This window comes from Nostoc sp. C110 (genome assembly GCF_043099725.1).
Taxonomy (GTDB): domain Bacteria; phylum Cyanobacteriota; class Cyanobacteriia; order Cyanobacteriales; family Nostocaceae; genus Nostoc; species Nostoc muscorum_A.
This window is the reverse complement of sequence record NZ_CP171142.1, coordinates 90767-114274: the sequence shown is the minus strand read 5'-3', so window position 1 is coordinate 114274 and position 23508 is coordinate 90767. Positions and strand designations below refer to the sequence as shown.

The 23508-nt window shown below is 39.6% G+C and carries 17 protein-coding genes and 3 pseudogenes; 12 read left to right on the top strand and 8 right to left on the bottom strand.

Annotation, left to right across the window (positions count from 1 at the left end):
• Positions 1–63: 63 nt before the first annotated feature.
• From ACFFRD_RS03530 to ACFFRD_RS03515, 4 genes are all read right to left on the bottom strand, one after another.
• Positions 64–900, bottom strand: coding sequence for an SWIM zinc finger family protein (locus ACFFRD_RS03530; protein WP_194145078.1), 837 nt, complete (start codon positions 898–900; stop codon positions 64–66).
• A 5-nt stretch (positions 901–905) separates the two neighbouring features.
• On the bottom strand, positions 906–4115 hold the full coding sequence (locus tag ACFFRD_RS03525; protein ID WP_392476145.1) for a DEAD/DEAH box helicase: 3210 nt from the start codon (positions 4113–4115) through the stop codon (positions 906–908).
• A 158-nt stretch (positions 4116–4273) separates the two neighbouring features.
• Positions 4274–4564: a hypothetical protein gene (locus ACFFRD_RS03520; RefSeq protein WP_392476144.1), complete on the bottom strand. Its 291-nt coding sequence runs from the start codon at positions 4562–4564 to the stop codon at positions 4274–4276.
• Between the two features lie 5 nt (positions 4565–4569).
• A complete protein-coding gene (locus ACFFRD_RS03515; protein WP_392476707.1) occupies positions 4570–5529 on the bottom strand; it encodes a ParM/StbA family protein in 960 nt (319 codons plus the stop codon).
• A 934-nt stretch (positions 5530–6463) separates the two neighbouring features.
• Here ACFFRD_RS03515 and ACFFRD_RS03510 point away from each other — a divergent pair.
• The 8 genes and pseudogenes from ACFFRD_RS03510 (at position 6464) to ACFFRD_RS03475 (ending at position 15322) form a co-directional block, all read left to right on the top strand.
• The gene (locus tag ACFFRD_RS03510; protein ID WP_114083250.1) at positions 6464–7327 is read left to right on the top strand and encodes a ParA family protein; all 864 of its coding nucleotides are present in this window, start codon (positions 6464–6466) and stop codon (positions 7325–7327) included.
• Positions 7327–8490 carry a ParB/RepB/Spo0J family partition protein gene (locus tag ACFFRD_RS03505; RefSeq protein ID WP_163938604.1) on the top strand — a complete coding sequence of 388 codons (1164 nt, stop codon included), beginning with the start codon at positions 7327–7329 and terminating at the stop codon, positions 8488–8490. Before ACFFRD_RS03510 ends, ACFFRD_RS03505 begins: the two co-directional genes overlap by 1 nt.
• A gap of 483 nt (positions 8491–8973) precedes the next feature.
• Positions 8974–11276 (top strand): annotated as a pseudogene (locus tag ACFFRD_RS03500) (helix-hairpin-helix domain-containing protein); the annotation flags it as partial.
• 194 nt (positions 11277–11470) lie between these two features.
• Complete coding sequence (locus ACFFRD_RS03495; RefSeq protein ID WP_392476704.1) at positions 11471–12421, top strand: RpoD/SigA family RNA polymerase sigma factor; 951 nt, start codon at positions 11471–11473, stop codon at positions 12419–12421.
• Positions 12422–12513: 92 nt separating this feature from the next.
• Positions 12514–12765, top strand: coding sequence for a hypothetical protein (locus ACFFRD_RS03490; protein WP_228058598.1), 252 nt, complete (start codon positions 12514–12516; stop codon positions 12763–12765).
• A gap of 495 nt (positions 12766–13260) precedes the next feature.
• Positions 13261–13491, top strand: coding sequence for an antitoxin TumA (gene tumA / locus ACFFRD_RS03485; RefSeq protein ID WP_392476702.1), 231 nt, complete (start codon positions 13261–13263; stop codon positions 13489–13491).
• Entirely contained in the window at positions 13481–13864 is a 384-nt protein-coding gene (gene tumE / locus ACFFRD_RS03480; protein WP_194145053.1) for a toxin TumE, read from the top strand. The genes tumA and tumE overlap by 11 nt, the downstream gene beginning before the upstream one ends.
• A 219-nt stretch (positions 13865–14083) precedes the next feature.
• A complete protein-coding gene (locus ACFFRD_RS03475) occupies positions 14084–15322 on the top strand; it encodes an AIPR family protein (RefSeq protein WP_392476700.1) in 1239 nt (412 codons plus the stop codon).
• A gap of 28 nt (positions 15323–15350) precedes the next feature.
• Here the strand turns inward: ACFFRD_RS03475 and ACFFRD_RS03470 are convergent.
• A pseudogene (locus tag ACFFRD_RS03470) lies at positions 15351–15458 on the bottom strand (Rieske 2Fe-2S domain-containing protein); the annotation flags it as partial.
• Between the two features lie 481 nt (positions 15459–15939).
• On the opposite strand from ACFFRD_RS03470, the pseudogene ACFFRD_RS03465 reads away from it, so the two are divergent.
• Together ACFFRD_RS03465 and ACFFRD_RS03460 are read left to right on the top strand one after the other, a co-directional pair.
• A pseudogene (locus ACFFRD_RS03465) lies at positions 15940–17015 on the top strand (IS630 family transposase).
• Positions 17016–17090: 75 nt separating this feature from the next.
• Positions 17091–17621 carry a DM13 domain-containing protein gene (locus ACFFRD_RS03460; RefSeq protein WP_392476698.1) on the top strand — a complete coding sequence of 177 codons (531 nt, stop codon included), beginning with the start codon at positions 17091–17093 and terminating at the stop codon, positions 17619–17621.
• 69 nt (positions 17622–17690) lie between these two features.
• Here the strand turns inward: ACFFRD_RS03460 and ACFFRD_RS03455 are convergent, their stop codons facing one another.
• Positions 17691–18551 (bottom strand): alpha/beta fold hydrolase, encoded by an 861-nt coding sequence (locus tag ACFFRD_RS03455; RefSeq protein WP_392476695.1) that lies wholly within the window; start codon positions 18549–18551, stop codon positions 17691–17693.
• A 301-nt stretch (positions 18552–18852) separates the two neighbouring features.
• Between ACFFRD_RS03455 and ACFFRD_RS03450 the strand changes: the two genes are divergently transcribed.
• Positions 18853–19803, top strand: a complete 951-nt coding sequence (locus tag ACFFRD_RS03450; protein ID WP_392476693.1) for an RpoD/SigA family RNA polymerase sigma factor — start codon at positions 18853–18855, stop codon at positions 19801–19803.
• A gap of 63 nt (positions 19804–19866) precedes the next feature.
• Here ACFFRD_RS03450 and ACFFRD_RS03445 read toward each other — a convergent pair whose 3' ends face one another.
• Positions 19867–20028: a hypothetical protein gene (locus ACFFRD_RS03445; protein ID WP_392476691.1), complete on the bottom strand. Its 162-nt coding sequence runs from the start codon at positions 20026–20028 to the stop codon at positions 19867–19869.
• A gap of 173 nt (positions 20029–20201) precedes the next feature.
• On the opposite strand from ACFFRD_RS03445, the gene ACFFRD_RS03440 reads away from it, so the two are divergent.
• Entirely contained in the window at positions 20202–20840 is a 639-nt protein-coding gene (locus ACFFRD_RS03440) for a TenA family transcriptional regulator (RefSeq protein ID WP_392476690.1), read from the top strand.
• Positions 20841–20979: 139 nt separating this feature from the next.
• Here the strand turns inward: ACFFRD_RS03440 and ACFFRD_RS03435 are convergent, their stop codons facing one another.
• Positions 20980–22986 carry a DEAD/DEAH box helicase gene (locus ACFFRD_RS03435; RefSeq protein ID WP_392476688.1) on the bottom strand — a complete coding sequence of 669 codons (2007 nt, stop codon included), beginning with the start codon at positions 22984–22986 and terminating at the stop codon, positions 20980–20982.
• Positions 22987–23508: the final 522 nt, after the last annotated feature.

The following is a 23508-nucleotide window of genomic DNA, read 5'->3' as shown; positions in this document are numbered from 1 at the left end:
AAATATAACGGCAATTAATATCTAAAAAGAAATTACTTTACGATGTCGTTATCAGCGCTGAAATCAGAACTGATGATTTTTGGTTTTGACTCGCTGATACAGTTCTTCCATTGTTTCAATAAAGGAAGCATCATTGTGCCAGAAATCAGGAAAATCCCCTTGTTTCTTAATCAAAATTGCACAGATACTACTTGGAGTCGCCACTTCAATAGTTTGTGGTAATCGCTTTGTACCTAACCAAAATTCTCTGGCATTTGGCATTTGGTTAAGAGATTGCTTTTCTAGCTTAGTGTACAGCGAATTAGAAAGTTCTAAAGGAATTTCCTTAGTATTCAATTCCTCAGATAGAGCTTTTCCCAAAGGAGAATTAGCTAGTTTGGCTTGAAGTTCTGCTTTCGATAATCCCCGTAATTCAAATAACAACCAGGGATTATTATCTAATTGAGAAGCCACTAAATAGTAAACTCCAGCAATGTGCTTACAGGGATTCGCATAATCTGGACAAGAGCATTTAGTTTTGAAATCCTTACTACTATGGGGCAATAAATGTAGTCCCAAATGAGAGAAAGTATCTTCAATATTTTCTGGGACTTCATTTAGCAGCAATCGAGAAATGATACTGGCTTTAGAAGAAAGCTTTTGGATAGCTTCATTCCAATGGGTTTTAGCAATAGGTGTAATCTGAATCTCTATATTATAAGTTGGTTCTTTGTAGACTCCAAAATAGGGATTAACTGAGCCTCTGACTTTGGCAGTAATTTTATTTAAGTCAATCTCAAAGCTTTTGACTTTACCACCGCTAGCATAAGACCGTCCTCTTTTGAGTCGGTTATCATCTGTAAAAGCTTCTAGTGCTTGAATAAAGCGATCGCCCCACCAAGTTCGACTAAATTTAGCCATAATATCTACTCCAAAATTGCACTCTTGTTCAATGAAATCAACCGCTTAAAGGCTTCATTATCTAATTCGGTGAGCCAAGATTCATCGCTACCAACAACAGCATCAGAGAGTTTTTTCTTATCTTCAATCATTTGGTCAATTCTCTCTTCTAGAGTTCCAATGGCAACAAATTTATGCACAAAGACATTCTTTTTTTGACCAATACGGAAAGCACGGTCAGTTGCTTGGTCTTCAACTGCTGGGTTCCACCAACGGTCAAAGTGAAAAACATGGTTGGCTTTCGTGAGGGTGATACCTACGCCCCCTGCTTTCAAGGAAAGGATAAAAACCGATGGTTCTGTATTTGGGTCTTGAAATTCGGTAATCATTTGTTCTCGACGTGGGCGACTAGTGCCACCATGCAAATAGTAAGTATTGCAATGCAGACTATGTTTGAGATATTTTTCAATTTTTTCACCCACTTCCGTAAATTGACTAAAAATGAGTAAACTTTCTCCTTCATCAACTGCCTCCTCAACCATCTCTGCTAACCGACTGAGTTTGTGCGAACGCAGTGGTGAAAAATCGCTCCCATCTTGCAGAAATTGGGCTGGATGATTACAAATCTGCTTCAATTTCATCAGGGTTGAAAGAATCAATCCTTTGCGTTGAATTCCCTCTGCTGATTGCAATTGTTTTTCTACATCTAGTACCACCACTTCATAAAGCGAAGCTTGCTCTTTGGTCAGGTTAGTGTAGAGTTTTTGTTCCACTTTATCTGGCAAGTCATTAATAATAGATTGGTCAGTTTTTAACCTTCGCAGAATTAGAGGCTCTACCAGTTTTTTCAAGGTGGCAGATTTCACACGGTCATTGTCTTTTTGAATCGGAATCTCGAAGATTTTCCGAAACTGGGCTTCTTTACCCAAGTAACCAGGATTGAGGAAGTTAAAAATTGACCACAAATCCAGTAAGCGGTTTTCTACAGGAGTTCCTGTTAATGCCAGCCGATGTTTAGCTCTTAATTTTAAAATAGCTTTAGTTTGGGCAGCTTTCGGATTTTTAATATTTTGTGCCTCATCCAGTACTAAACGTTGCCACTCGATGCCGCTCAATAACTTTTCATCTTTGCGGACTAGAGTAAAGGAGCTAATTATCACATCGTTTTGTTCACAAGCAGCTTTGAAATCAGCTAGATTTTGCAGCCTAGTGCTACCATGATGCACCATAGTTTTTAAATGAGGCGCAAATTTGGCAATTTCTTTTTGCCAGTTGCCGACAACAGAAGTCGGGGCAATTAATAGTGTCGGTAAGGCAGATAAAGAAGTAATCTTTTCTCCTACTTTCAGAGCTTCATGTAACTCCTTCTCTTGCACTAATCGGGCAATCACCTGCACGGATTTACCTAAACCCATATCGTCTGCCAAACAGCCATTTAATCCCAAATTTTCCAGATATTGTAGCCAGGAAACACCACGTTTTTGATATTCTCGGAGTGTGCCTTGCAGATTATCAAGTTCAGAAATTGGTTCTAGGCGACTTTTATCTTGTAGCTTTGCTATCATCTCTGACAAAGCTTCATCATGTTCAATTTCCCATTCTGACCCTAATTCAGCACTGCGTTGTAGAAACTCCAGTAAGGTCATCTGGGGTTGTTCGTTACCGTGGGACTGCCAAAATTCGAGTAACTGCTGCATTTTATCTCGGTCTAATTCCATCCATTGACCGCGAAAATGCACCAAGGGAGTTTTAGCATTAATCAGTTGTTCCCATTCAATAGGTGTGACAGTTTGCTCCCCAATCGCTAACTCATACTGATACTCCACCAGTGAGTCTAAGCCGAAATAGCTTTTTGTTTGCCCTTTCGTTGCAGCAAGTTTGCTACCCGATGCTTTGAGGCGAATTTTGGCGCGACGACGACCTGTGGGAGTATACCAAGCAGGTACAATCACTTTGAATCCTGAGTCTTCCAGTACCCAAGCACTTTCAGTAAGGAAATCAAATGCTTCATCTAAGGTAAGTTGCATTGCGATTGGACTAACTGTTTCCAACCCAAGCCATAGTTTGGGATACATCCTGGCTGCATAACCCAAATTCAGCAGCAAATTTGTTTCAAAATCTTTACCAAAATCTTTATGTACAGCAGTTTTGGAAAATTGATTCATTGTCCAGTAGTCTGCTAACGCTAACTTCAAAGATGGATCTTGTTTACTGGCTACTAGAAATTGAATTTGCCAATTGTCTATTTGTGACGATGAAGGAGAATGTAACTGGAAGCACAGATGAAAAGGTGAATCAGCTTGAGTGCGGGTAATTTTGGTTTTCCACACCAACCATTGCTGATATTCCTCGAGGGCAGTATTTGTTGTGAGTGGGTTATGCTGACGAGGATAAAAGCAAGATTCAATTAGAGAATCAGCAATTTGTTTGTCAAAAGCGGCTGTAGATGGGGTGTGAGTCACTAAATCATCAAGTACATATTCGGAAAAGTGACGCAATAGTGTTTCTCGGTCAAAAAACTCTATAGGATAGCTAACTGTTGCTTTACCTGCCACACATATTAGTGGCATATAGTCAATATATTTCAGAATATTTGCTTCATATTGTTCGGAAATAATTTCCCAGGTGGCATAAATTTCAAATGCTGCTTTATCAGTCTTGCTTTTGCCTTTTTTCTTCGGATTTTCCGATGATAACTGTCGATATTTTAGTGCGGGAATAAATTGGTCTTTGAGGATTACTTGTTTAAAATTTTGAGTGTAATGATACCAAAATAATAAATCTGAACCAATTTGAAACTTCTGGGCATTATATATTGCTAAAAAATGGATATCTTTAAGTAGTTTAATAATATTAAGTGCGGGTCCGTTTTTGGTAGACACTACTGTTTCATAACAATCAATCTGCCAATATTGGAATTCTTCATAGCTGTCAGTCAACTCAATTTCTAAATACTTGGTTAATTCTGGTGAGGGTAGGGGCTGATTATTGGTGGTTGGTAAAGCAAAGTATTTAGGAGATATGCGTTGGGAAAATTCAGTATTGTCTTCTTTAATTCCCAATTCTTGTACTAAAAAGGCGATTAATTCGGATTTAACCAAATGTCCAGGATGAATTTGTTGACTATTGGTGTGACTTTTGTGGGATAATTGAGTTTCTACCCACAAGTAAAAAGACCCTGACTGAATAAAGTCAGTTTCCTCGTTTGGTATCCAGGTGCCATGAAGTATTCTCATAGTTATAATGCCTCTGGATGGTTTAGAAATTCACGCGCCTTAGAATTACTTTAGCAAACAGAGGTGCTAGAATTATTTTCTTTATGCAAAAGAAAGCGATGTGTTCTTGTGCGATCGCTTGACTTATGCACTATAGAGGCAGCAGTCCCATACTTCCCTTACAACTCAAAATCAAGAGTGAAGGTTTGGTCATCAAAATTCTCTTGCTTTTCAATAATAGATACCTCTTCAGTCGGCGGCTGAAATCTGTTCTCGTCAGTAGTAATCGGCGTGAAAGCTACTTGTTTTGTGGCTAATCCAGCCTTGATGAAAACAAAATAGCAATCAATAATAAAGTAAAGCGTCTCCAGGTAACTTTTACCTAGTTGTTGGGACTCTGCAAATATGCGTTCTCGATAGTTTTCTTTAAGACGAATTTTTATCGGAGCTAAGTCAAATTTTTCTGTCATTGTGATCACTTAATAGATGTAGTAGGCGAATTCTTGGTGCTGATGGCTTTTGCCATCTCTAAAAGCCCAAAGACATTAGCTTCCACCGGGTTGTCCAGTATTTTGAACCCATTCTTCTCTAAAAGCTTCTTAAATCCGGGTAACAGGCAGCCTCCACCAATCGCCCAGATTTCATCCCCTTGGTGTTTAGCATCAAGCGTCAAATTCACCACTTTCTTCAAGTATTTTTCATACCAATCTTTTAAGCAAGCGCTGTAAACATCTTTGATATCAATGTCCCGGCTGTACCGAGTATGCCCCATTTCCAAACAGAATCGGATTTTGGATGCATCCCCGATTTTTCCGCCATTTAAATGTTTCATCTTTTGGGAAATATCATTGATGAGAACTTCTACGCCAGTGGGGTAGGCGGTGTGAACTTCTCGTTTGCCTTGGTTGTAACGAGAATACAGAGTTGTGCCATTGCCAAAATCTAAAATGGTTAATTTTTTTGGTAGTTGATGCCCAAACAATGCACCCATCCCTTCTAGTACGACTTTCAGGACTTCGATCTTCACCTCTGATTGTTTGCCAGCAAGTATTGGCTGATATTCCCCGTTTAGTACTTTTTGCAATTCGTCAGCCAGAGCGACATCATGTAAGCTAACGACTAATTTTAAATGCCAAGCCTTACGGTGTGGTAGATGTGCCAATGCACCGAATAAAGTCAATAATGCGTTGTTGACTTTGTTTTCATTGTTATCAGTGTTTCGGTCAAAATAATTTCCTGTACGGAAAGCTGATTCTCCAACAGTGTAAGCAGTACCGTTAAAAACGACCCTCCCTGGTACGTCTTCCATCTCGGCATTGGTTATATAGCTGGGGACACGAACAACTTCAAAGCCATCGACAAAAAGTTTTAGGCTTCCATAACCGTTATCAAAGCCAGCAGGAAAAATTTTTTGCAAGGTGTGAATATTTGACATAGGGGACGAGTCAATACGGTTTGATTAAAAAAGTTATCTTGATAAATAATAATAATTGTTAATGCAAAGATTTTCTCTTGCTCTTCGGCTCCAGCCTGAAGAACTTATCATAACCTCTTGGGGGCTAAGTGGGGTAAAACCTCATTCAATCGAATGCACCCCATATAGCCCCCATATAGCCCCCATATAGGGGTCAAATTTTGCTCAAGCCTCTAAACTGCTTTGGGGTACATATAGCCCCCATATAGCCCCCATAAATTTTTTTGAAATCTTTTCTATCAACGCAGCAAAAATTAATTTAGATGCTTGGCTGTTTGATTTATACTTTAATGCCTCTGTAATATCTTTAGGGTGATAAGCGTGGTCTAGCAGGATCGTGATTTTGGGGATAACGACGGGTTTCGACTGAAGATAAGCGATGTTGAGAGTTAATATCTCAATTAAACCTGATCATCCCAAACATTCGCAGGGGTGCAGTGCGTAAAGAAGGAAGGTTGGAGTAGCTAAAAAATATTGCTGGAATAACCTATAACTGCTGGATTTGACTCAATAAGGGGTAACTGATCTATAAATGGGAGTGGAAAAGTTTAATCTTTGTAATTGGCTAGTCCAAAGCTATGTCCCTTTTTTTCTGATATTCTCCCACAGTTACACCTCAAAGAGGTTATTGGTGGGCTACTGGTAGGTGCTAAAACAGTAATAATTAACGAACCTTAGAGCAGAATAAATTAACCTTAGCCATATACAGTTCGATTATGAAACTAATGTTAGTTTCATAATCGAACTGTATATTATGTCTTAAGTTGCCACTATCAAAGATTTGAGGAGCCTTGTTATGTAAAACAACTTTTTTCTGAAATCCCGGCTTTTTCAATTAACTCAGTTGTTGATAATAACTAAAACAAGAAAGATGTGAGTTTTAAAAGACATTGTAATGAAAAAGAAAAAAGTTAAAAAGCAGATACGACTAACAATTGCTAGTAATGCAGGTGGGTCAGGTAAAACCACGGTAGCAACCCATTTAGCATATGCTGTAGGTGCCAAAGGTTATAAAGTTACCCTAATAGAACTGGACCAAAACGGTTCACTATGTATTTTTGCAAGGCTTGCACCAGCATCAATGGAACAATCTCTAGCTGCTGTCTTCAAAAAAACATTTACAGGTGACTACCCACTTGTTCCACTTTGGACAGAACATCTTTCCACGGTGACGGCTATTCAGGGAGGAAAATTTCTCGAAGAAAGCATTGCAGAAATATATAACTATAATCGCCGTCATTACACACTGAAAGATAGATTAGAAGATTTTCCCTTAAATAGCGATTTGATTATCTTTGATACTCCTGCTTCCTTAGAGCCTATGGGTTTGATTGCACTAGCAGCTTCTACACATGTGCTTGTTCCTATCAAACCAGAATATAAAGATACAGGAGCTTTCGCAGGTTTTTTAGATTGGTTTTATAGTAAAGTAGACGATTTGAGATTGAAGCCTCAACCTGAAATATTAGGGTTTGTACCTACACGAGTAGATTTATATGGCGTTGGGGCACATCGAGATATTTTAGGTTTAGACAAAAAAGGCAACCTCAGAACTGATATTGAGCCTGAGAGAACTCTTCCCTTTCTAATTAAACAGATGGGAATCCGATGCTTTCCCTACATTCGAGAATCTAATTACTACCTAAAAGCTAGTGGTTCTGGATTACCCTTAAATTTATATCGACCTGGTTATGATGCTAGTGAAGACTTTAAACCTATTGTGACTAGCTTAATCAAATTGATGACAGAGGAACTGTGATGTCAAGTAAAAAACCTGTAGAAATTAGTCAACTGTTTGGCCAAGCAGGTCAGTCTCAGCAAATTCACCAACTTAAAAGTCAGATAGAGAAACTCGAAGTAGAAATTATACAGCTGCGAGCAAATGTATTTAGTTCAGAAGAAAAAACTACATTAGAGCAACAAATTGAGCAACTCACTAATCAACTGGCTACTCAAGGAGGGATACATGAAATTGCTGTAAGTCTTATAGATCCCGATCCGGCTCAACCAAGACAAACATTTCCTCAATTAATAATCCAAGAACGAGCAGAAAGTCTGCGTCGGCAAGGTCAGCAAAATCCAATAGTGCTTATTCCACAACTTGATGGACGCTACAAAATATTTGATGGAGAACTCAGATGGAGGTCAGCTCCATCTGCTGGAATGACAAAACTGAAAGCTGTCTTTCTACCTAAAGAAGATACTTCAGATGAAGTCGTAGTTTTTGAGGGTCAATTAGTAAGTAGTATTCACTCCCAAAAACTTCATGACCTTGACTTAGCAACTGCTCTTATTCGATTAATTATTTATAAATATCCCGATCTGAGCGGACGAGAAGACGAGATTCCAAAGTTTTTGAATGCTTTCATTAACCGACTAGTCCGCAGCAAGAAGCTTCAATATCTCGCACTGATTAAAGATTCTGATCTAATAACACAACAAGAATGGCTAGAAACATCTGATTTCAAGGAACATGAGGAACATGAGATTGTCTCAGTATTGTTAGGACTACAACTGAATCCAGTATCGATTAATAACAATATCTTTCCTCTTCTTAAAGTGACGGAAGACCTCAAAAATGTCATTCGCTCTGAAGGGCTAGAAACCAGCAAAGTTAGAGAACTTAATAAATTATCCTCTGAACAGATGAAAATTGATGAATCTGAAGCTTTGATGATTCGTACTCAGGTAACTAATCGAGTCATTGAAGAAAAATTATCATTGAGCCAAACTAAAACACTAGTTAAACAAACCTTAGAGCAGTATAGTACTTCTAATTCTAAAGCCAAGCAGAACAAACAGATGGACAAAACTATTAAGGATATCCAATCAATAAATTTAAAAATATTGGAACAGACACGACTTATTAAACTACGCCAAGTCCTTCAAGAAAAGCTCGATGAAATTAAAACCCTGATGTAGCAAGCAGTTATTGTAATATAGTTATCCTGGACAAAGTGAGTTACTAACTCAAGGTGTTATCTACTTTGTTCTAAACGTTTTTGTTCATCTCGTTGATAATAGGTATAACCAGGATCGCTTTACTGCTGCGAAAGCTACCGCCCTCCTCAAGCACCCAAAAAATCACTAGTCCCACTTAAGAGGAAACCTAGAACACCGATTCGGTATTCAAAGTTATGATGAAAAACTCAAGTTTCTTTTAAGTGTAAGAAGGAAATTGTCGTTGAAATGACCTAAAAATCTGATTTTCCGGCCTCGCCTTTTATTACTGAATCGGTGTTTTAGAGCTATGACATATAGGAGTGATAAAGGGAAATTAGGGTGCATTGTACAGTACTTATGTACTACAGCGACTTCACTCCGGGTATTATAATGATGTGCGGCATCTGATGATAAGCAATGTCCACTCCCCCTAATCTTTCCCCTCAACAAGTAAGCGCCTTTCCTCAACACGAAACAATCACCGGAGTCGTAGAACGCCTAACTTTTTACTCTGCTGAATCGGGTTACACTGTGGCAAGGCTGACCCGTCCCCGTAGCACCGAACTGACAACAATTGTCGGCAGCTTTGCTAATATTCAGCCAGGTCAAACTTTACAGCTAACTGGTTTCTGGCGTGACCATCCACAATTTGGCCCCCAGTTCCAAGTAGTCAACTACAAAGAAACCAAACCAGCCACTCTCACCGGAATTGAGAAATATTTGGGCAGTGGACTGATCAAAGGTGTTGGCCCAGTCACAGCAAGACGCATTGTTGCCCACTTTGGTTTAGAAACCCTGGACATTATCGAAAACCAAATTGACCGGCTCATTGAAGTTCAAGGCATTGCCAAAAAGCGGATTAAGTTAATTAAAAATGCCTGGGAGACACAGAAAGCCATAAAAGAAGTAATGGTATTTTTGCAAGGGCACGGTGTTTCAACAACATACGCAGTCAAAATTTACAAGCAATATAAGGATGAGGCGATCGCTACAGTAACCCATAATCCTTACCAGTTGGCAGCCGACATCTACGGTATTGGCTTTCTGACTGCTGACAAGATTGCAAGAAATATTGGAATTGCGCCTGACTCAGAATTTCGTTACCGTGCAGGGATTATCCATTGTCTAAGTGAAGCTGCCGAAGATGGTCACTGTTACCTGCCACAAAGCGAACTGATTGAGTCGGTAATCAAACTGCTGACAACCGAATCTCATCAGCCCACAGAAGAAGCGGTTGCGATGATTATTAAAGATATGGCTCTGGCAGATGACCTGATTAGAGAGCGGGATGAAGAGAAAACACTACTTTGCTACAAGCCAACTTACTTCCATACGGAACAGAATTTAGCTCAACTGATACGCCAACGCTTGGAAAAACCTGTTGGCACTGACATTGAGCGTGTGCGTGATTGGATTGAGCGCTTTACTGCTAGCCGTAAAATTCAGCTTTCAGAACAGCAACGCCAAGCTGTAGAAACAGCAGCCTATTCCAAAATCATGATCCTCACTGGTGGCCCTGGGGTTGGAAAGACCTTCACAACTCACACGATTGTCAGCCTGTGGAAAGCAATGGGTAAATCCATAGCCCTAGCTGCACCCACTGGACGTGCTGCTCAACGTTTAGGTGAAATGACGAAACAATTCGCAATTCGCAATTCGCAATTCGCAATTATAAATCAGCAAAAGCTTGGACTCATTATGTGATTTAAGACCATGCTCATCAAAGATAAGCTTGTTAGCTCTGTAATCCAACGGTTCGGTTTAGAATTTTATCCGTAATTGCGAACTGCGAATTGCGAATTGCGAATTGGCTTAATCCTTTACCCCACACGGCAATTATCGCTGACGAAGCTTCGATGCTTGATTTGTTTCTGGCTTACTCCTTAATTAAAGCAGTACTAGCTGGCGCTTTACTGTTGTTGGTGGGTGACATTGACCAGCTACCATCTGTGGGTCCAGGTCAAATACTCGCTGATTTGATTAATTCTGGTTGCGTGCCAGTAGTGCGATTAACTCAGGTATTCCGCCAAGCTCAAACAAGTGCAATTATCACTGCTGCTCACCAAATCAACCGGGGACAGTATCCCACAATTGAGCCTATATCTGATAATCCCATGTCCGACTGTATTTGGCACGGCGGCGGACATCAGCCTGAACATGGAGTGCAAGCAATCTGCGAGTTGATTACAGACTTGCTCCCTCGCTTAGGTTTTAATCCTGCCACTGATGTGCAAGTGCTTTGCCCGATGACACGGGGAATAATCGGGACTCGTAACCTGAACACAGTATTGCAGCAGTTGATCAACCCACCCAGCCCCAACAAGGTGGAGATTAACAGAGGTGGGAATTTATTACGCGAGGGGGATCGCATCATCCAGCTAACCAATGACTACAACCGTGAAGTTTTCAACGGCGACCTGGGGATTATTCAAAGCATTGATACTGTAGAGCAGGAAGTTACAGTACTGTATGGTGAGCGGACTGTAGTTTACGATTACGCTGACCTGAATGAAATTGCCCTTGCCTGGAGCATTTCTATTCATAAAAGCCAGGGGTCAGAATATCCGGTGGTGATTTTGCCAATCTATATGCAGCACTATATGATGTTGACCCGGAACCTGTTTTACACTGGTATAACTCGTGCCAAGAAGTTAGCGATCGTGGTTGGCGCAAAAAAAGCGATCTCTCTGGCGGTGCGCTCTACTGATGACCAACAGAGGTACACAAGGTTAAAGCAGAGGTTACTTCAGGCAGGACTGAATTGATATGCCTTGGCTATTAAATAATTCGTAATTCGTAACTAAGTTTTGTGATGGGGATTTAGACCCCGACCCAAAACTTGCGCGATTTTGAACAGCGGAATTTAAACCCACGGTAATCGGTTAAAAATAGAAAATTTTAATGAGCTATTTGATTTATACTTTTAAATCCCCTGGTTTAAAAAAGTCGAAAAGTTTGTATGTCCAGCCTGAGTTCCGACATGGTTCGCATCTATTTGCAAGAAATTGGTCAGTATCCTTTATTAAAGCCAGAGGAAGAAATCGCTTATGGTAGACAGGTACAAGAAATGATTGTCATTGAGCAATCTAAAAATGAACTCACTCAACAGCTAGACCGCGAACCAACAATGACAGAATTAGCCAACGCTGTTGAAAAAACCGAAGCACAAGTCCGAGCAGCACTACACCTTGGTCAAAAGGCGAAACAAAAAATGGTGACAGCTAACCTGCGACTAGTAGTTTCTGTTGCCAAGAAATACCAGAACCGCAATTTGGAATTTTTAGATTTGATTCAGGAAGGAGCAATCGGTTTACAAAGGGGTATAGAAAAGTTTGATCCCAATCGGGGCTATAAGCTATCGACCTACGCCTACTGGTGGATTCGTCAAGAGATTACACGCGCGATAGCAGAACAATCGCGCACTATTAGATTGCCTGTTCATCTCACTGAAATACTTACCAAAATTAAGAAAGTACAGCGAGAAAGCTTTCAAAAACTCGGTCGTCATGCCACTGCCGAAGAAATTGCAACACTCTTAAACATAAGCACAGATAAGCTTCGAGAATATCTCACTGCTTCTCGCACAGCCATTTCTTTAAATAAACAAGTGGGAGATGAAAAAGAGACAGAATTGGGCGAAATTTTAGCCAGCGATGCCGCTTCACCAGAAAAACTCCTTAGCCAAGAACTTTTATCGCAAGATGTAGCTAAATTCTTAGAACCATTGACACCTATACAGCGTCAAGTGTTAACTTTAAACTTTGGGCTAGAGAATGATCAGCATTTCAATCTAGCTCAGATTGGCCAACAGCTAAACCTCAGCCGAGAGCGGATTCGTCAAATCCAGGTCAAAGCTATAAGTATTCTCCGCCATCGACAAAGCGACATGCAAGAGTATTTAATTGATTAAGTAGAATTACTTTCGTCAGATGATGCACGGATCTTGTAGAACTAAGACGAAAAACTATATTAAGGAAGTAAGTCCACAACAGTAATCAGCCGATGCCCAGTAAAACAATTGATGTCCGAGAGTACACTGTCAGAGCGCACAAGCGGGAAATTCACACTCGCGTTTTCAACTTCGTATGTAAGCAGTGCGAACAGCCCACACAACGAGAAACCTTTGGTGTGCGACCGCTCTACTGTGAAAAATGCCGTCCTCCTCAACCTCCCAAGCAATCAAAAGTAGTCCCTATAGGCAAGAGGAAACCCAGAGCTATGAACTACAAGAGTGGGAAGGATATAACTGGGTGATTTTTTGCCTCATGGTTTTGAGCGATGTCTACGACGGGCTACGCCATCGCACGAAAGTGAATGAAGCAGTAGTTATGTGTGAGGTTACGGCAGTTGCATGAAGTGGACAGCCGTGACTCTTCTGGGGATTGGCTGTTGTAGGCTAGAACGGCAAAACTAACTGGAGAGGTGAGACTAAAGGCTTAATTACGTATGCATCTTAGAAAATATCAAACGAGTTTACTATGCTTCCAACCTACCTCTAGCAAGTTTTACCGCTCTAGGTTGTAGGGGCTTGGGATTTTGCCAAACTTTATCTGCTATCCTTGCACGCTTTGCTGCTGGCGGCTGTTGAAAAGGAGTACACCATGTGTGGAAGCAGAAGTAGTTACGAGACAGCAACGCCACAATAACTACTATTTAATGAGAATTTGCCTAATTTTCATAACGCTCGATGAGGAAATTTTGGAGTGGCGCTCATTTATAATCAAAATATGCTCTTGAAGTAGAGGTAAAATGCGTAAACAGACCATTCAATATACATCATCTTTAGATGCTTTGGTTGCCGTTGCCAAGCGACTCAGTGTGTATGAAAGCCAGCAAAAAATAGACTCGGAAGATTTTTTTTATCAGTATAATCAGGGAATATTACCAGATGATATTCTATTTATAGAATGGGCAAACGATTACCGCCATTATCTGGTTTTGCGTCAAGAAATAGAGCAAAGATTGAACTATGCTGCCTAACATTCTATCTGATTATTTAAATCAAGTAGAACAAGCAATTGTTCAATGTCCAAATCTTTACGTAGAACGTTATGAAGAAGAAATTTTAACATCCCTTCGGGCTAATTTAAGAATTCGATTGCGTTTAGCTCAAACACACTTACTAGAAATAAACGAAGCTATAGTAATTACAGATAATCAGTTGGAATTTCTTGATTATCGCTACCATTTTCAGGATGAGCGAAATAGCCTGGTTTTTCGTTATGATAGTACGCCACATTTTCCTGATATCTCTACCTTTCCGCATCACAAGCATTTACCAAATAATGTGATTAGTTCTCAGAAACCGGAAATTATTCAAGTATTAAAAGAAGCAACCGAATTATTGAAATAGGTGGATAAGTTTCTGTCCAAAGAGTAAAAGAAGGTATATTATCTCTAAACTAAGCAAAATTAAAGAAAATTTTCACGCTAGTAAATAACAGGTTTAATACAGCGAGATTGGGGATGTTTATCATTTGGCTAATTTGGTAGCTTATTCTAAGTGAAGAAAGAGAATAATTAAGGTTATAGCAGCGCTAACATAGAATTTAATTCCATCAAGAAATAAATTATGCCCAAGACTTGGAACATCAAGATAGATAACTATTTTCAAGCCAACCCCAATTGCATCATCGCCACTGCTCATGTAGACTCGTTCCCTATAGACCTGCCGCTAGAACCGAACATCCGCGAACCGAACCGCAAAAGCGCGACCTACAGACAAATGTTCGACTCACTGACAACCGAGCCTGCAAAATTCTTCTCTCGCCACAGTGGAATCGTTCTGTCAGCCAATAAAACTAAACCTGTCAAGAACAAAACTGAACTGGAGCTAGAAGTCTTAGAAGCCTCGGAGGGCGGTAGCGATGGCATTATCAACGGAGGGCATACAGTTTTAGCTTTTGAGCAAGCGAAAAATTACAAATATGACCTAACCGAAGCCAGAGTAAAAGTTACGATTCACATCGGACTGAGTGAAGAATCAGCCAAAGATATAGCCCTAGCTTCAAATACTACAACGCCAGTAGATTCTCGCTCCAAAGTCAACGCTAGGGGTGATTACAAATTTATCAAGCAGTATTTAGCTCAGTTAGAACAGAAAGAAGATAGAAAATTCCGCATTGCCTATTACCAAAACCAAAGCGGCGCTCCCAGAAATGCCCAGTGTAATGTCACCCATTTGCTCAAGCTGCTTTACTGCCTCGACAGAAATAAATACAACCCTGACGGCAATAAACGAACCAAGCACCCAGCAGGGATGAGTCTTCCAAGTAACATCACAGATGCAGAAAGGGAAAGGTTAACTGCCTTACTGCCTCTCTTGACTCATGCTTTGTGGATAGAGCAAAGACTCTACGAAATAATCCAAGACTATATCAGCAATCCCAGAAGAAAGGGTGCTAACGATTTAGCATCAATTGATATACGTAAAACTACATTGTTGCCGGACAGCAAGTATTCATTCGGGTTTGGTGCGCCAACTGACCTTGCACTACCGATAATTGCATCCTATCGGGTATTTCTAGACAAGGACTATAAATGGATTATTCCTTTTAACGAATTTGCCGAAGATTTCTTGCAACACTTGTGGAATAACTATTTCCGCAAATACTTGGTGTCGGAGAAAACAGCAGGGAATACAGTCGGGACAAAAATCAGCCGCAATCAAGAGATTTGGGAAAGTTTGTATATCTCAGCGCAAAGTTATCTAAATCAGCACTTGGTGAAGATGGTTAACTCCAGTAAGGCAGAGTCAGAATCCAAGGTGACACAAGGTAGAAAAGGGCGTGTGCAAGCAGCTAAGAAATGATGAAACCCTTAATAGGCAATAGTTAAAGCTAAAAATTTTTTAAATCTTTCACTGTCGGTCCGTGTAAAACTTCCCCCTTGCAACTGAAACGTGAACCATGACAGGGACAGTCCCAACTTTTCTCGGCACTGTTCCAGAAGCTTGGCTTGCGCTGCTCGTAGTTCTGCTGTGTGTTTTTCTATCTCAGCCTCCAAGATATGATTAAATTGACACTGCTGCTGATAACATTTGTTTTATATCTGGCTATAGATTTGAAAAAGCATATCTGATCAAGCCCTGTATATTTGTTTACACTTAATCACCCATAATCTAAAAACTTAAATTTTGCTGAGAAACCTGTAAGAACTTTCTAAGGAAAATATTAGTTTTTTAGATATCAATCCTTATATATTTATCATTTTTAGATTAATTATTTAAGTAACAATCAATTTAAAGTTCAAGGCAAGAGCTATGTAGTGTTTCCTAAGTAATTGAGGAACACTCAAATATGTATTTATTACCAAAGTTATTGGCTTTGAAAATGTACCTTACCAGAGAACTGCTAAGTAGGTGGGCGTGAGATAACCCAAATGTGTAACAATAAGTAAACACGTAGATAAGAAATTTAAGTATAAAAAATGCCAGCGCGTCTGAGAGTATTTCTAACCCAGGAAGAAGACAGAACTTTATTTGAGTTAAGGACAGCCACAACGGTGTCACAAAAAGTAAAAGATCGAGCAGAAGTAGTGAGGTTAAATTATCGTGGATGGTATGTGGAAAAAATAGCAGCCCATTTTAATTGGGCAGACCAAACAGTAAGAGAGACGCTTCATAAGTGGGATAAAAAAGGTTTAGGAGGATTATGGGATGCGTCGGGTAGAGGAGGAATAACAAAGTGGAAAGAAGAAGATATAGTTTACTTAGAAGAATGCCTCAAAACCGAACCACGCACATATAACAGTCGCCAACTGTCAATCAAGCTAGAGAAAGAAAGAAATATTAAGTTGAGTCCCGATAGAATCAGAAGGGTACTCAAAAAAAGGGGATACATTGGAAAAGAGCCAGAATTAGTCATAGAAAAAAGCAAGATTCTCTCTTGAGAGAAATTAAACAGGCAGATTTGGAAATGCTAGAGATAGGAGCCTCTTCGGGAGAGATTGACCTAAAATATCTAGATGAATCAGGGTTTTGTATGTGGTGTTCACCCGGTTATACATATTATCCAGTCGGGGAACAGAAGCGATTAGAACAAACTAAACGACGTGGGAGAAGATTGAGTATTCTTGGCTTATTTCAACCGTTAGTAAGTTTCATTTATGGCTTAGTTATTGGCAGCATAACCAGTGAATCTTATATCAGGATGATGGAATGTGAGGCGATTCTTGCAGAACAAGAACTCAAGGCTAATGGAAGAATAAGAGTTATAGTTCAAGACAATGGTTCTATACATAAATCTCTTGAAGTACGAGAATATTGGACTAAATGGGAAAGTCTTGGTTTATATATTTTCTTTCTGCCTAAATATTGTTCAGAGATGAATAGAATTGAACTAGAGTTAGAGTGGCAACAACTCAAAAAACATGAAATTTCTGGACAGATGTTTGATGATGAATTAGACCTAGCTTATGCAGTTATTCATGGGATAGATGCCAGAGGAAAACGAAATGATTACCGTACAGAACGTTTCAAATTTAACAATTACCCTTCTTGTTAACATTGCTTTACACATTTGGGTTTTCCTGCACCCACCTACTTATATTGATGATTAATGTATTGAAGAATTGAAATCATGAGATTAAGATATTTATTGATAATTGGCTTATCTTCTATTGTCATGGTTGGCTGCGCCCGCGAAGTATCAAATAACCAGGCTAATGAAAGTCCTATAGCGGTGAATGCATCTATTCCCGTGCCTTCAATTCAGAAGAAACCTTTAGCCAATTCAGGGAAAGCTCCAAAAACAAATACTATTAATTCAGGCACATTTGTTTCTGGAGAACAAACAATTAATGGTAAAGTTAGTATTACCATTAAAGACGGCAAACCCTTTCTAGAAATTGATGACTCATTTAAAACTTCTGAATCAGGCCCAGATTTGGTAGTAATTTTGCATCGTTCAGATAACGTGATTAATTCGACTAAGCCACCATCGTATTCTTTAAAAAAGGGAGACTACATTATTCTTGCTCCCTTACAAAAATATAGTGGGGCTCAAACATACTCTATCCCTCAAAACATCAATTTAGCAGATTATAAATCTGTCGGTATTTGGTGCCGCAAGTTTAATGCTACTTTTGGCACTGCTAGTTTGAGTCAGTAAATATTAACAAACAACTTAAAAATCAATCACCAAGAGGAAGTTTATGAAATTAGAAGGATACGAATTGAGCTAACGTTTGTAAACCAAAAACCCGGCTATTGCATCTAAAAGTGCTTCTGGCTCATCTGCGCGGATCAAATGACTGCTATTCTCAAAAATTCTTAAATCGGCATTAGGAATTGCCTGAGCAATTTCTTCAGAAAACTCTGGAGCGCAAATCCAGTCATACCGGCCTGCAATAACTAGAGTGGGTGCAGTAATTTTATGTAACTGGTCAAGAATATTGTAGGTGTGGAGGAAACCGCCAAAAGCAATATTAATCGCATCAACTGAGAGAATATTCCTCTGCCAAGCAATGCCTGACTTAATAGGATCATATTTTAGCGAATACATTGGTCCCAACACTTGAAAATACTGTCTTAGCTGTTCCTCATTTTCAAAGTTCCCATCCCAAAGTCGCTGAACGCTTGCTTTTTGTTCCTCAGTTCCTTTTGATGCTAAGATTTCCTTAGCTCTTTCTAAAAAGCCACTATGGGCTGCCGTGGCAATCACAATCAAATGAGAGACATTCTGAGGATAGCGAACTGCATAAGTTAGAGCCACCATACCACCGTAAGAATTGCCAATCACAACAATTTTTTCAAGACCAAGGTGTTGGCGCAATGCTTCCATATCTTCAACATTATTGTCTAAAGTATAGGTTTCTTTAGACCCACGGGCAGACCTTCCTTGACCGCGATGGTCAAAATAAACTAGTTGTAGTTTTCGGCTTAAAGCCGAAAAAGTTGGTTTGAAGGAAGTATGATCCGCACCAGGTCCCCCGTGAATTAGAAAGGCAACAGGTTTAGAGCAGATGCTCGCGCCATCCACCACTAGTGCAGAACCTTTCACATCAAAGAAAATCTCTGTATCTCGTATTTTCGCTCGCATTTTCGGGATATATAAAATTAAATGACTTCAAATATATATCAGACTTTTACCTTTATTTTGGAAACTAACGTGTCTTTTCAATTTCCTGAGTTGCTCCGACCAATTCCTTGGCCATCGGAGCTATTTCAGGATATAAAGCTTGTACACCTCGAAGAATGGTGATGGTTTACAGTTCTGCATTAAGCCTTGTGCCAGACAGAATCTTTTGTCCAGAGTTTTTGGCTGTTTAAATCAGGAAAATTAATTCAGTGATTTGATTTATACTTTTAGGTTCGTCTAAATATCAAAAAAGTTTTGTCGTATGTCCAGCCTGAGTCCAGACATGGTTCGTATCTATTTGCAAGAGATTGGTCGTTATCCAATGCTAACCGCAGACCAAGAAATTGCTTATGGCAGGCAGGTACAGCAAATCATGGCAATAGAGCAAAGAAAAAATGAACTCACCCAACAACTAGATCGTGAGCCAACAATGGTCGAATTAGCTGTTGATGTTGACAAAAGTGAACCTGAAATAGCTCAAATACAAAATCTTGGGCAACGAGCCAAACAAAAAATGGTGACAGCAAACTTGCGTCTAGTGGTTTCGATTGCCAAAAAATATACTAATCGCAATCTCGAATTCTTAGATTTGCTGCAAGAAGGGGCAATAGGTTTACAAAGGGGTGTAGAAAAATTTGACCCCAATCGCGGCTATAAGCTTTCCACCTACGTATACTGGTGGATTACGCAATCAATCACACGGGCGATCGCAGAGAAATCCCGTACTGTACGCTTGCCAATTCATATCACCGAACAACTCAATAAAATCAAGAAAGTACAGCGAGAATTATTTCAGACACTGGGTCGTCCAGCTAGTGTTGTAGAAATTGCTGAAACTTTAGACTTACAACCAAGCCAGATTAGGGATTTTCTCAGCAGTTCAAAGCAGCCAATTTCTCTAGATGTAAAGATTGGAGATAACCAAGACACAGAACTAAGCCAACTTTTACCAGATGAGGGCATATCTCCAGACGAACATATCACCAAAGAACTTTTGCGCCAAGACATTAATAGTTTATTAGAATCACTCAAACCGACGCAACGTGAAGTATTAATTTTGCGTTTTGGGTTAGAGAACGATCAAGAACTAACTTTAGCTCAAATTGGAGAGAAATTGAATGTTAGTAGAGAACGAGTTCGCCAAATTCAGCAGCAAGCAATCACTGTTCTACGTCGTCAAAAAACTGAAATTCAACAGTATTTAGTTTCGTGAGAATAACTTTTCTCACCATCCGATCCAACATGGATATATGCCACAGGCTAAGAAATTGCTGCCCTACTCAACCCTTTGATAGTTAGAGCAACCGACGATGCAGGCTGCTGGTCTAAAAACTTGTTCGTCAAACTCGAAATCGAAACCGAAATCCTCCGAGTAGGCTGTATGAATCGTGCTAGATGTCACCTCAGTAGGAGGTAGAATTGTTAGGATCTTAGGCACTTGTCAAGAATAAATCAGCCCAGCCGTCGCTTTCGCCTTGAGGGCGAAAGCGCCTAAATCTCTCGGTTTTGCCAAAAATATTATTGATACGGCTGGGCTGATTTATTTATTGGATCTCCCTTAGCAGTCTGCTCCTCTCCATTCCATCTCCCTGAAATACCTATTGAGCCAAAATGACTATTACCTGCAAACTTCTTTTAGAAAATCACGCTCAAGATTGGCAAGAAGCAACTGTGCATCCCTTTCTAGAACAGTGTCAATTAGGTATAATTCAACCCCAGCAATTCAATACATGGTTGATGCAAGATTATCTGTTTGTTGTAGAATTTACGCGGATGGTAGGGCGAGTATTAGCCAGCGCACCTCCAGAACATTTTGATGTGATACTTGGAGGACTGGCAGCTCTTAAAGACGAACTCAATTGGTTTCAAGAAAAAGCTACCCAACGACAACTGAATCTTAATATAAAAAAACAACCAACCTGTAGAGAATACTGTGAATATATGCAGAGTCTTGCAGACAAGCCTTATCCTGTACAAGCAACTGCATTTTGGGCTATTGAATTTGCCTATAATCAAGGTTGGCAACTACCAGGTAAGATGCCTACGCCTTATAATGAATTTGCAGAAAGATGGGGAAATATTGATTTTACAAAATATGTAAAACTTTTGTCACAGCAAGCTGATGAGGTTTTAGAAACGGCACAGGAAGATATTCAAAAACAAGCTGAAGAATCTTTTTTAATGGTGGCAAAATTTGAACATAATTTCTGGCATATGGCTTTTCACACAGCACAGCATGAATCAAAATAGTTTTTAATGGACGAGTGTGAAACACCGGCAAATTCTTCTTAATTTCTTACAGCCGAACCTGCAACCCCAGACCCAAAAACCAGTAATATCAAGGGTTAGCGCTTTTCAAGCGTGCCATTCTATGATCCAACATTTGGAATCAACTTAACCGAAACATGATTTTAGCAAGCTTCCGAAACCCTTGAGTAAAGGCATATTCAATCTCTGCGGGATCACAAATCTCTGTTAGTTTAGATTTGAGACCAGGAAGGTCTCTGACCTCAATACAGATATTTACATATACATCCTTAGTTTCCACATGGAAGAGTCCAGCATTTATGTTTAAAAAATCGCCTGTTAGCATTGAACAGTAAGTTAAAGATTCTTTCCATTGTGATTTATACTTCATTTTAAAATAATTATCGCCTAAATTCTTTTTGAACTTAGATGACTTTTCCTGTGGTTTGGGTTCCCAGAATATACTATTCTCCAACTGCCCAAGAGCTTCTATTGTCGTTACATTAGTCGCCACATGCCTACTGCCTTGTTGTTTTAGCTTTTTCTGTTCAACAAAAGACATAGCCAAGATGCGGTTCTTATGTCGTTCAAAAGCTTCCTTATACAGTTCCCATGCTTTTTTGGTAATTGCTGATTGGGATGGCTCAACCATTTTAACGATTTCGCGCCAATCACCAAGAGTAAATTTAGTAATATTTTCAATAAAAGCGATGAAAATGGCGCTATAAATTTTAGTGGGACTTGCACCCCGTAAACCTTGCTTTTTTAGGGTATCAGTAACTAAGTCTAATCTGTAAGTAGAAACAGAAAGGTCAATTTCTGTAAGCTCGAGGCTAAAACCCTGTCTAAGTCTGATTCTGCTAAAAATTGGCTTTGCAGGACTTTCAATAGTTGTAAAATCAATCGTTTCACCACAGCTTGGACAAATAGCTTGGTGATGTTGAATCACCACTCCATCCTCGTCAACTTCGGCATTAAAATTAGCTAATTCTTCAGTTAGCGGTTTAAAAATATGGGTGCAATGCTCACATTGGATTAAGCCTTTGTTTTGTATTTCTGATATAGTTTTAGGCAATAAACTCCATTTGCGGGCTTCATCAGGAAGCCCATGCTTTTTCCAATTATCGGTAATATCAATAATTACCGCAGTTGGTTTTAAAGTGTAAGTTCTTAGAACTCGCCCCAGCATTTGCAGCCAAAGAGTAGAGCTTTCAGTCGGACGGACACAGTAAATGCACTCAATATTAGGGCAATCAAAGCCCTCGGTTAAGATTTCGTAATTAGTAATTACTTGGGTAGTGCCATTGCGAAAACGCTGCAATATTTCTAATCTCTCTTGTGGGGGAGTCTTCCCATCCAAATGTTCGGCACTAATATAATTACGAGAAAATTCCGCAGCCAGGGCACGAGAATGTTCTAAGCTACAGGCGAAAATAACTGTACGAAGATTTCGTGCATATTTAAAGTAATTCTCAAGGATTTCGCTAACCCCAATCTGGCTAGTGACGGCAACCGCTAACTCTTTGGCTCTAAAATCCCCACGAGACTTTGCAACTCCAAGAGTAGAAATAGTTTGATTCGTTGCAAATAATCGAAAGTTACTTAAATACCCAGCCTGAATTAATTGAGCAGTGTCAATGCCAATAACCAAATCATCAAATAAATCAACAAACCCTTGACCGTCAATTCTTTGGGGAGTGGCAGTTACACCTAATATCTGGGCGCTTTCATAATGTTCAATTAATCGCCGATAAGATAAAGCAGTTGCATGATGCGCCTCATCTAATATCAAAAGTCCAATGTTAATTGGCAACTCTAATACTTCTCGTCTGTTCAACGTTTGAATGCTAGCGACTTGGATTCTTCGTTCAGGATTAGCCAGAATACCTGCTTTGATAATCCCAACTGGTTCACCGATAATTTGCTCAAGCTTTTCGGCAGCTTGAGATATCAACTCAATCCGATGGGCAATGACTAAAACTTGCTTTCCTTGGTCAAAGAATTTATGAGAAATATGTGCAAAGCACACCGTTTTCCCGGCGGCTGTCGGGAGTTGTGCAAGCACTCGCCTATTACCATTCTCCCAAGAATTCCAAATATCTTTTATCCACTGATGTTGATAATCTCTAAGTTCGTAGGTAACAGGCATTTAATCTACCTCAACAAGAATTTTTATCTCGTGGTAATATTGCTCATTATCCCACAAGCTCTTCAAGTTAAGATACCGATAATCCCAATTCTAAAAGTAGTAAAAATGTTTTGGATTGATTTGATGTGATTTTACTTCATTAAGAGCAAATTATAGAGAGAATAAACTGGAAGTGATACACTATTATAAATAAATAAAGAGTCAAAAGACAGAATTCAGAATACTCTACCCATAAAGGGATAAAGTTCTAAGGCGAGAATATTTTAATTTTTTTTCGTCCACAAGGGGAGCCACTGCGGTCTTGGCTCGTAGTCAAGATGAGCAAGTGGCGTGCAAGGTTTTAAACCAATATTCAGACGCTCTCTACGAGAAGCTAAAAGCGAACGATGACTCGCTTGCCGCCGGCGCTATCACCCAGTCGTGCAGAATTCAGACATGTTTTCTGACTCCTGACTTCTGAATTCTGTTCGATAAAGTTTCACCCTATTCAATGCTAGCAAAATCATCTTTACTAACAGCTGA

Excerpts from the sequence above, each read along its gene's own strand:
- ACFFRD_RS03460 (WP_392476698.1), top strand. The coding sequence starts at position 17,091 with ATGAGATTAAGATATTTATTGATAATTGGCTTATCTTCTATTGTCATG.
- ACFFRD_RS03490 (WP_228058598.1), top strand. The coding sequence starts at position 12,514 with ATGCCCAGTAAAACAATTGATGTCCGAGAGTACACTGTCAGAGCGCAC.
- ACFFRD_RS03435 (WP_392476688.1), bottom strand. The coding sequence starts at position 22,986 with ATGCCTGTTACCTACGAACTTAGAGATTATCAACATCAGTGGATAAAA.
- ACFFRD_RS03475 (WP_392476700.1), top strand. The coding sequence starts at position 14,084 with ATGCCCAAGACTTGGAACATCAAGATAGATAACTATTTTCAAGCCAAC.
- ACFFRD_RS03495 (WP_392476704.1), top strand. The coding sequence starts at position 11,471 with ATGTCCAGCCTGAGTTCCGACATGGTTCGCATCTATTTGCAAGAAATT.
- ACFFRD_RS03510 (WP_114083250.1), top strand. The coding sequence starts at position 6,464 with ATGAAAAAGAAAAAAGTTAAAAAGCAGATACGACTAACAATTGCTAGT.
- ACFFRD_RS03515 (WP_392476707.1), bottom strand. The coding sequence starts at position 5,529 with ATGTCAAATATTCACACCTTGCAAAAAATTTTTCCTGCTGGCTTTGAT.
- tumE (WP_194145053.1), top strand. The coding sequence starts at position 13,481 with ATGCTGCCTAACATTCTATCTGATTATTTAAATCAAGTAGAACAAGCA.
- tumA (WP_392476702.1), top strand. The coding sequence starts at position 13,261 with ATGCGTAAACAGACCATTCAATATACATCATCTTTAGATGCTTTGGTT.
- ACFFRD_RS03530 (WP_194145078.1), bottom strand. The coding sequence starts at position 900 with ATGGCTAAATTTAGTCGAACTTGGTGGGGCGATCGCTTTATTCAAGCA.
- ACFFRD_RS03520 (WP_392476144.1), bottom strand. The coding sequence starts at position 4,564 with ATGACAGAAAAATTTGACTTAGCTCCGATAAAAATTCGTCTTAAAGAA.
- ACFFRD_RS03450 (WP_392476693.1), top strand. The coding sequence starts at position 18,853 with ATGTCCAGCCTGAGTCCAGACATGGTTCGTATCTATTTGCAAGAGATT.
- ACFFRD_RS03440 (WP_392476690.1), top strand. The coding sequence starts at position 20,202 with ATGACTATTACCTGCAAACTTCTTTTAGAAAATCACGCTCAAGATTGG.
- ACFFRD_RS03455 (WP_392476695.1), bottom strand. The coding sequence starts at position 18,551 with ATGCGAGCGAAAATACGAGATACAGAGATTTTCTTTGATGTGAAAGGT.
- ACFFRD_RS03505 (WP_163938604.1), top strand. The coding sequence starts at position 7,327 with ATGTCAAGTAAAAAACCTGTAGAAATTAGTCAACTGTTTGGCCAAGCA.
- ACFFRD_RS03525 (WP_392476145.1), bottom strand. The coding sequence starts at position 4,115 with ATGAGAATACTTCATGGCACCTGGATACCAAACGAGGAAACTGACTTT.